The following is a 6,807-nucleotide window of genomic DNA, read 5'->3' as shown; positions in this document are numbered from 1 at the left end:
TATCAGGAAGAGCTTCCTGGATACATGGCTGGTTATGCAGCTGTAAAGCTTGGCTATACAAACCTTGGTTTCCTTGGCGGAATGGCTGTTCCTGCAGTTATCCGTTATGGTCTTGGTTTCGTACAGGGCGCAGATGCAGCAGCAGCTGAGCTTGGCGTTGATGTAACAATCAACTATGCATACGGCGGACAGTTCTACGGCGATTCTGATATCACAGCTGTTATGGATACATGGTATCAGGGCGGAACAGAAGTTGTATTTGCTTGCGGTGGTGGTATCTACACATCAGCAGCAGAAGCAGCTCAGAAGGTTGACGGCAAGGTTATCGGTGTTGACGTTGACCAGCAGGGTACAATTGATGGCTCTTATGGCGAAGGAATGACAGTTACATCAGCTTGTAAGGGTCTTACAGCTACTGTTAACACACTTCTTTCAGCTATCCAGAATGGTGAGTGGGACAACTATGCAGGACAGATCCAGAATCTTGGTCTTGTATCAGCTGATGACCTTTCACTCAACTATGTAAGCCTCGCTGATTCTACACTTTACAATGATGGCTTCACAGAAGATGATTACAAGGCTCTTGTTGCAGCTATGTTCAATGGCGAAGTAACAGTTAACAACGATTCTTCAAATGCTGATCCTTCATCCATTGCTACAACTAACGTTACAATCGGAACATATCAGGAAAGCATTAAATAATTATCACAAATAGTTCATAACAAAATAGACTGCGGAAATACTTGAAATTTCCGCAGTCTTTTTATAAAATGGCTTTTGGTTATTTGGGAGTATAAAATGATTCTGTAGAGATTTACATTTATAGTCCACTTTCAAAATCCTGTTCAGAGCTCGGCAATCTGACTTTTGGCCTGTAATTGGCCTGTAAATTAGCTATCGACATAGCGGTGGTTAATGGTAATAGATTGGCGAGCTGTGGTCATGATTGAGACCAAATCGTGAAATAATAACGATCATATTTAAAGAGGAGAATTCAGCATGCAGGATAATTACACTATTGAGATGCTGAACATTACGAAAAGATTCCCCGGAATAGTTGCAAATGACAATATATCTTTGCAGCTCAAAAAGGGCGAGATCCATGCACTTCTTGGAGAAAACGGTGCAGGTAAAAGTACTCTTATGAGTGTTCTTTTCGGATTGTATCAGCCTGAAGAAGGTATCATAAAAAAGGATGGTAAAGAAGTTAAGATAAACAATCCTAATGATGCCAACGATCTTGGCATAGGAATGGTTCATCAGCACTTCAAGCTTGTTCAGTGTTTTACTGTTCTTGACAATATTATTCTGGGTGTAGAAACAACAAAACACGGCATCTTACAGAAAAAAGAGGCAAGAAAGCGCGTAATGGAGCTTTCAGAAAAGTATGGCCTTAAGGTAGATCCGGATGCTCTTATCCAGGATATTACTGTTGGTATGCAGCAAAGGACAGAAATTCTTAAGATGCTTTATCGTGATAACGATATCCTTATCTTTGATGAGCCTACAGCTGTTCTTACACCATCAGAGATTGATGAACTTATGCTCATTATGAAGAATCTTGCCAAGGAAGGTAAGTCAATTCTTTTCATATCTCATAAGCTTAATGAGATCATGTCTGTAGCTGACAGATGTTCAGTACTTAGACGTGGTAAATATATTGGAACAGTTAACATTGCTGATACTACCAAGGAAGAACTCAGTAAGATGATGGTAGGTCGTGATGTTCAGCTTGTTGTATCCAAAGAAGACGCAAAGCCTGGAGATGTTGTCCTTGAAGTAAACAATCTTGTGGTTCCTTCAAGTCATCATCACAAGAATGCTGTTAATAATGTATCTTTCAAGGTACGTAAGGGCGAGATCGTATGTATAGCTGGTATTGATGGAAACGGTCAGTCTGAGCTTGTATATGGTATTACAGGTATCACTAAGGCTACAGGTGGTACAGTAAATCTTGATGGCAAGGATATCTCCAAGATGAGTATCCGTGAAAGAAATACATCAGGACTTTCACATATTCCTGAAGATCGTCAGAGACATGGACTTGTCCTTGACTATTCACTTGCCTATAACATGGTCCTTCAAAGATACTTTGAGCCTGAGTTCAGAACAAGTCTTGGATTCCTTAAGAAAAAGAATATAAGAACTTATGCCAACAGACTTATCGAGCAGTTTGATGTTCGTTCAGGTCAGGGTGCAGCAACTATTACAAGAAGCATGTCAGGTGGTAACCAGCAAAAGGCTATCATTGCACGTGAGATGGACAGAGAACATGATCTTCTTATTGCGGTTCAGCCAACCCGAGGTCTTGATGTTGGTGCTATAGAGTATATTCACAGTCAGCTCATTAAAGAGCGTGATGCAGGTAAGGGTATTCTTCTTGTGTCTCTTGAACTTGAAGAAGTTCTTAGTGTGTCAGACAGAATTTTGGTAATGTATGAAGGTGAGATCGTTGGTGAGCTTGATCCTAAGACAACAACGAGAGAAGAAATAGGTATGTATATGTCAGGTGCAAGAAGGGAGGAGGTTAAAGCATGAAGACAAAAAAGAGTATTTTGAAATCAAATGCTTTTCAGACGATAATCTCATCGCTTCTGTGCATTTTGTTTGGTGTTATCATCTGCTATATAGTACTTTTGTGTATCAATCCTGCAGGTGCTAACGAAGCTATGACAACAATTCTTCAGAACTTTCTGTCGGCTTCTAAGGCAAACCTCAGACTTAAAAACCTCGGAAGTACACTTGTTAAGACTGCTCCTCTTATTATGTGTGGTCTTTCAATACAGTTCTGTTACAAGACCGGTCTTTTTAATATCGGAGCAGCAGGACAGTATGCTGTTGGTGCAGGAATCAGCCTTTATGCTGCACTTGCATGGCACCTTCCCTGGATAGTATGCCTTCTTCTTGCTACAGTAGTAGGCGCTGTATGGGGAGCTATCGTAGGTTTTCTTAAAGCTTACAGAAATGTTAATGAAGTTATCTCAGGTATCATGCTTAACTGGATAGGACTTTATCTTGTTAACATGCTTACAAGTAATGTTAAAGAGTCAACAAGTCCATACACTATTCCAATCAAGTCTGTTAGTAAGCAGTCACTTCTTCCAAGCCTTGGTCTTGAGAATATATTTGGTGGTAACAAGTACGTAGGAATCGCTATTCCTCTTGCTATCATCATTGCGATCCTTATATATATCATCCAGCAGCGTACAACTCTTGGATATGTTCTTATTGCTACAGGTTACAACAAGGAAGCTGCCAAATACGCAGGTATGAAGGGTAGTAAGAATATCATCATAACTCTTATTATAGGCGGTGCTCTTGCCGGAATGGGCGCAGGTATGTACTATCTGACAGGTATGGAGCAGTGGACAACTACAAGTTCAAGTGTTCCGGACATGGGATTTAATGGTATCGCAGCAACATTCCTTGGAGGACTTAATCCTATAGGAACTGTATTTGCAGCATATTTTATTGAGCATATCACACTTGGAGGATCTAAGATCAATCTGAACGTATATCCTTCTCAGATCGCTGATCTTATGTCAGCTATCATCATCTACCTTTGCGGATTTACTCTTTTCTTTAAGTATTGCATCAATAATTACCTTCGTAACAAAGAAGAAAAAGCCGCAAAAGAAAGCCTTGAGAATACGAAGGCTGTTAACACAGAGAAAGGAGGCGAAGGTAAATGATACCTCTGATTCAGTACACACTTTTGTTTACATCAGTTCTTATGCTTGTAGCACTTGGAGGATGTTATGCAGAGCATTCCGGTGTTATCAACCTGGGACTTGAAGGAATAATGGTTATGGGAGCATTTGGCGGAGCCATGGCTCTTAAGAGCTTTAACACATCTTTTGCTGCTGGCAGCGTTCCTGCGATTGTCGTAGTACTTGCAGCTGTTATATGCTCTATGCTTTCAGGTATGATCTATTCATGTCTTCTTGGTATAGCCTGCATCAACTTTAAGGCTGACCAGACTCTTGTAGGTACAGCTCTTAACATGCTTGCTACAGCAGTTGCTACTATCATAGCAAAGACAATGAATACAATTGCTGATCCTGATAACGTATCAGCTACAGTTTCATATGTTAATGCCAAGAAAGCACTTCTTGTATATTTTGGAAATTTTGAGTTCAACTGGTTCATGGCTATAGCAGTTATCGCTCTTGTTGTAGCATACGTACTTCTTTATAAGACAAAGTTTGGTCTTCGTCTTATGGCCTGCGGTGAGCATCCTCAGGCTGCAGATAGTGTAGGTATTAATGTTAACAAGATGAGATGGTCAGGCGTACTTATATCAGGTATGTTTGGCGGACTTGGCGGAATCGTATATATTACTGCAGGTGTTAGTGAATGGAAATTTGAGTACGGTGTTGCCGGATTTGGCTTTTTATCACTTGCAGTTATGATATTCGGTCAGTGGAAACCACACCTCATCGCACTTTCAGCTATACTGTTTGGTTTCTTCAGAGCACTTTCAAACGTTTATACAGGTTTTGCTTTCTTAAAACAGCTAAGCTTGCCAAGTACTTTCTACAACATGTTGCCATACATCATCTCTCTTATAGTTCTTGCATTTACATCTATGAACTCGAGAGCACCTAAAGCTGAGGGTATTCCATACGATAAGAGTGCCCGTTAAGGACTGGACATTATATGACATTTGAGAATTATTTAAATAATAAAATAATGCTCGCAGACGGAGCGTTCGGAACATACTTTGCATCAAAGTACGGGACGGGCGCTCTTCCCGAATGCGCTAATATTACTGATCCCAGCAAAGTAATCGATATCCATAGCGATTATATTAAAGCTGGGGCTAATCTTATAAGGACCAATACATTTGCCTGTAATACATTGAATCTCGGGCCTGACATGAAGAAGCTGGGCGATCATATATCAGCGGGATGCAGACTTGCATTTATGGCTGCTTCGCTGTACTCTGATGCATCTGATACTGACATTAGACAGATCTTTGTAGCAGGTGATGTTGGACCGATTCCATTTATTCCAGGTCAGGACGATGAGAAGATTTCTGAAGAGTATTTTTTCATGGTCCAGACTATGTACAACAGCGGAATTAAGATATTCCTTTTCGAAACTTTTGCTGGAATTGATAATATTCTAAAATCTCTTAACTGGCTCAGAGAAAAAAAGGAAACCGAGCCTGATCTTTTTGTATGGGTTTCGCTATGTTCCAATCAGCATGGCTATACTAACGAAGGTATCCATGTTAGAAATATAATAAAAGAATTGTCTGCTAAAAAGCTCGTTGATGCGGCAGGACTTAACTGTGGTATAGGACCTGCATCTATGAGGAATATCCTTGATGAGATAGACTTCACAGGTATAAAGTATGTATCAGCATTCCCTAATGCAAGCTTTCCTCAGGGTATGCTTTCAAGGCCTATCTTCTCAGGCAATGAGAAGTACTTTGCTTCCAAGATAGAAGAGATATCATCACTTGGAGCTGATATCGTAGGCGGATGCTGCGGAACAGACCCGAAATTCACTCAGGCAATCTCTGAACTAGATCTTGGCACTAAAAAACCTCATGCATTTAAAGGTGATTTGGATGCTGATATCAAGGTTAGAGAGAAAAATTCTGCATTCTGGGAAGGCAAGACATCAGATAAACTCATAGCAGTTGAGCTTGCCCCTCCTTTTGGAGCAGATGACAAAAAGCTCATGGACAGCGCCAATGCACTGACCAAATATCATGTGGATGCCATAACACTGCCTGACTCACCATCAGGAAGAACCAGAGCAGATTCTATCCTGGCAGGACTTAAAGTTACCACTGAGACGGGAATAGCAACTATACCTCATATATGCTGCCGTGATAGAAATATCATAAGTCTTAGAAGCGGCCTCCTTGGAGCTTATATGAATGGTATCAGGAATGTACTTGCTATTACAGGAGATCCTGTACCGACACTTATGAGACAGGAAGCCAAAAGTGTATTTAACTTTGATTCTGTAGGACTTATGAAAGTTCTTGCAGAGCTTAACAGAGAAGAATTTTATAAGGATCCTATCACTTATGGCGGAGCATTATCATATAACAGGCCTAACACAAATGTCGAGCTTTCTCGTATGATCAAGAAGATAGAAGCAGGAGCTTCCTTCTTCCTTACACAGCCAGTATTTTCTGATGAGGATATAGAGAAGCTTGCCTTCTTCAAAGACAAAATGAAAGAGGCAAATCCTGAGGTTAAGCTTTTCTGTGGTCTTATGCCGCTTGTAAGCTATAAGAACGCACTCTTTATCCAGAACGAGATGTCCGGTATCAATGTTCCTGATGAAGTGATAGCAAGATATAAGCCTGATATGAGCCGTGAAGAAGGTGAGATGGTCGGTGTATCTGTAGTTAGAGATGTTATAGCCAAGACCAAAGAATTCAGCGACGGATATTACTTCTCTATACCATTTAACAGAGTTTACTTATTAGATAAAATATTATAATTTACTAAAACTACCCATTGGGATTGGTCTGCATTCTCAATGGGTAGTTCGGGCATCTGGAATTTTCTTATGATGACGCTGTCTGATTCTGTGCAATTGCGCTCTTTCTATACTGCAAAGGGCTCTGTCCTGTAATCTTTGAAAATCTTGTGGAAAAGTTGGATTCATCATTGAAGCCAACTTTTGTTGCTATCTGGCTTACGGGAAGGTCTGTAAGATCCAGAAGCTCCCTTGCCTGTGTGATGCGGTAGTTGGTCAGGAAGTTATAGGGAGTTGTACCCATATACTGTCTGAATAGCTGCAGGAAGTAGGACTTACTCATATGAGCCTTTTTTAACA

At 40.5% G+C, this 6,807-nt stretch carries 6 protein-coding genes; 5 read left to right on the top strand and 1 reads right to left on the bottom strand.

The window, feature by feature from the left end; genetic code table 11:
* The 5 genes from K6G87_RS13635 to K6G87_RS13615 form a co-directional block, all read left to right on the top strand.
* Positions 1 to 702 (top strand): BMP family lipoprotein (locus tag K6G87_RS13635; RefSeq protein WP_296838394.1); only part of this gene is annotated, 702 nt, incomplete at its 5' end.
* Positions 703 to 999: 297 nt separating this feature from the next.
* Positions 1,000 to 2,538, top strand: coding sequence for an ABC transporter ATP-binding protein (locus tag K6G87_RS13630; protein ID WP_296838392.1), 1,539 nt, complete (start codon positions 1,000 to 1,002; stop codon positions 2,536 to 2,538).
* Positions 2,535 to 3,692, top strand: coding sequence for an ABC transporter permease (locus K6G87_RS13625; protein WP_296838390.1), 1,158 nt, complete (start codon positions 2,535 to 2,537; stop codon positions 3,690 to 3,692). The genes K6G87_RS13630 and K6G87_RS13625 overlap by 4 nt, the downstream gene beginning before the upstream one ends.
* On the top strand, positions 3,689 to 4,645 hold the full coding sequence (locus K6G87_RS13620) for an ABC transporter permease (protein ID WP_296838387.1): 957 nt from the start codon (positions 3,689 to 3,691) through the stop codon (positions 4,643 to 4,645). The genes K6G87_RS13625 and K6G87_RS13620 overlap by 4 nt, the downstream gene beginning before the upstream one ends.
* 14 nt (positions 4,646 to 4,659) lie before the next feature.
* Positions 4,660 to 6,468 (top strand): bifunctional homocysteine S-methyltransferase/methylenetetrahydrofolate reductase, encoded by a 1,809-nt coding sequence (locus tag K6G87_RS13615; protein ID WP_296838385.1) that lies wholly within the window; start codon positions 4,660 to 4,662, stop codon positions 6,466 to 6,468.
* Between the two features lie 67 nt (positions 6,469 to 6,535).
* On the opposite strand, the gene K6G87_RS13610 is transcribed toward K6G87_RS13615, so the two are convergent.
* Positions 6,536 to 6,807: helix-turn-helix domain-containing protein (locus tag K6G87_RS13610; protein WP_296838382.1), on the bottom strand; the 272-nt coding region annotated here is incomplete at its 5' end.

It is taken from the genome of Butyrivibrio sp. (genome assembly GCF_024699075.1).
The sequence above is the reverse complement of the archived record's forward strand: the minus strand, read 5'-3'. Positions and strand labels throughout refer to the sequence as shown.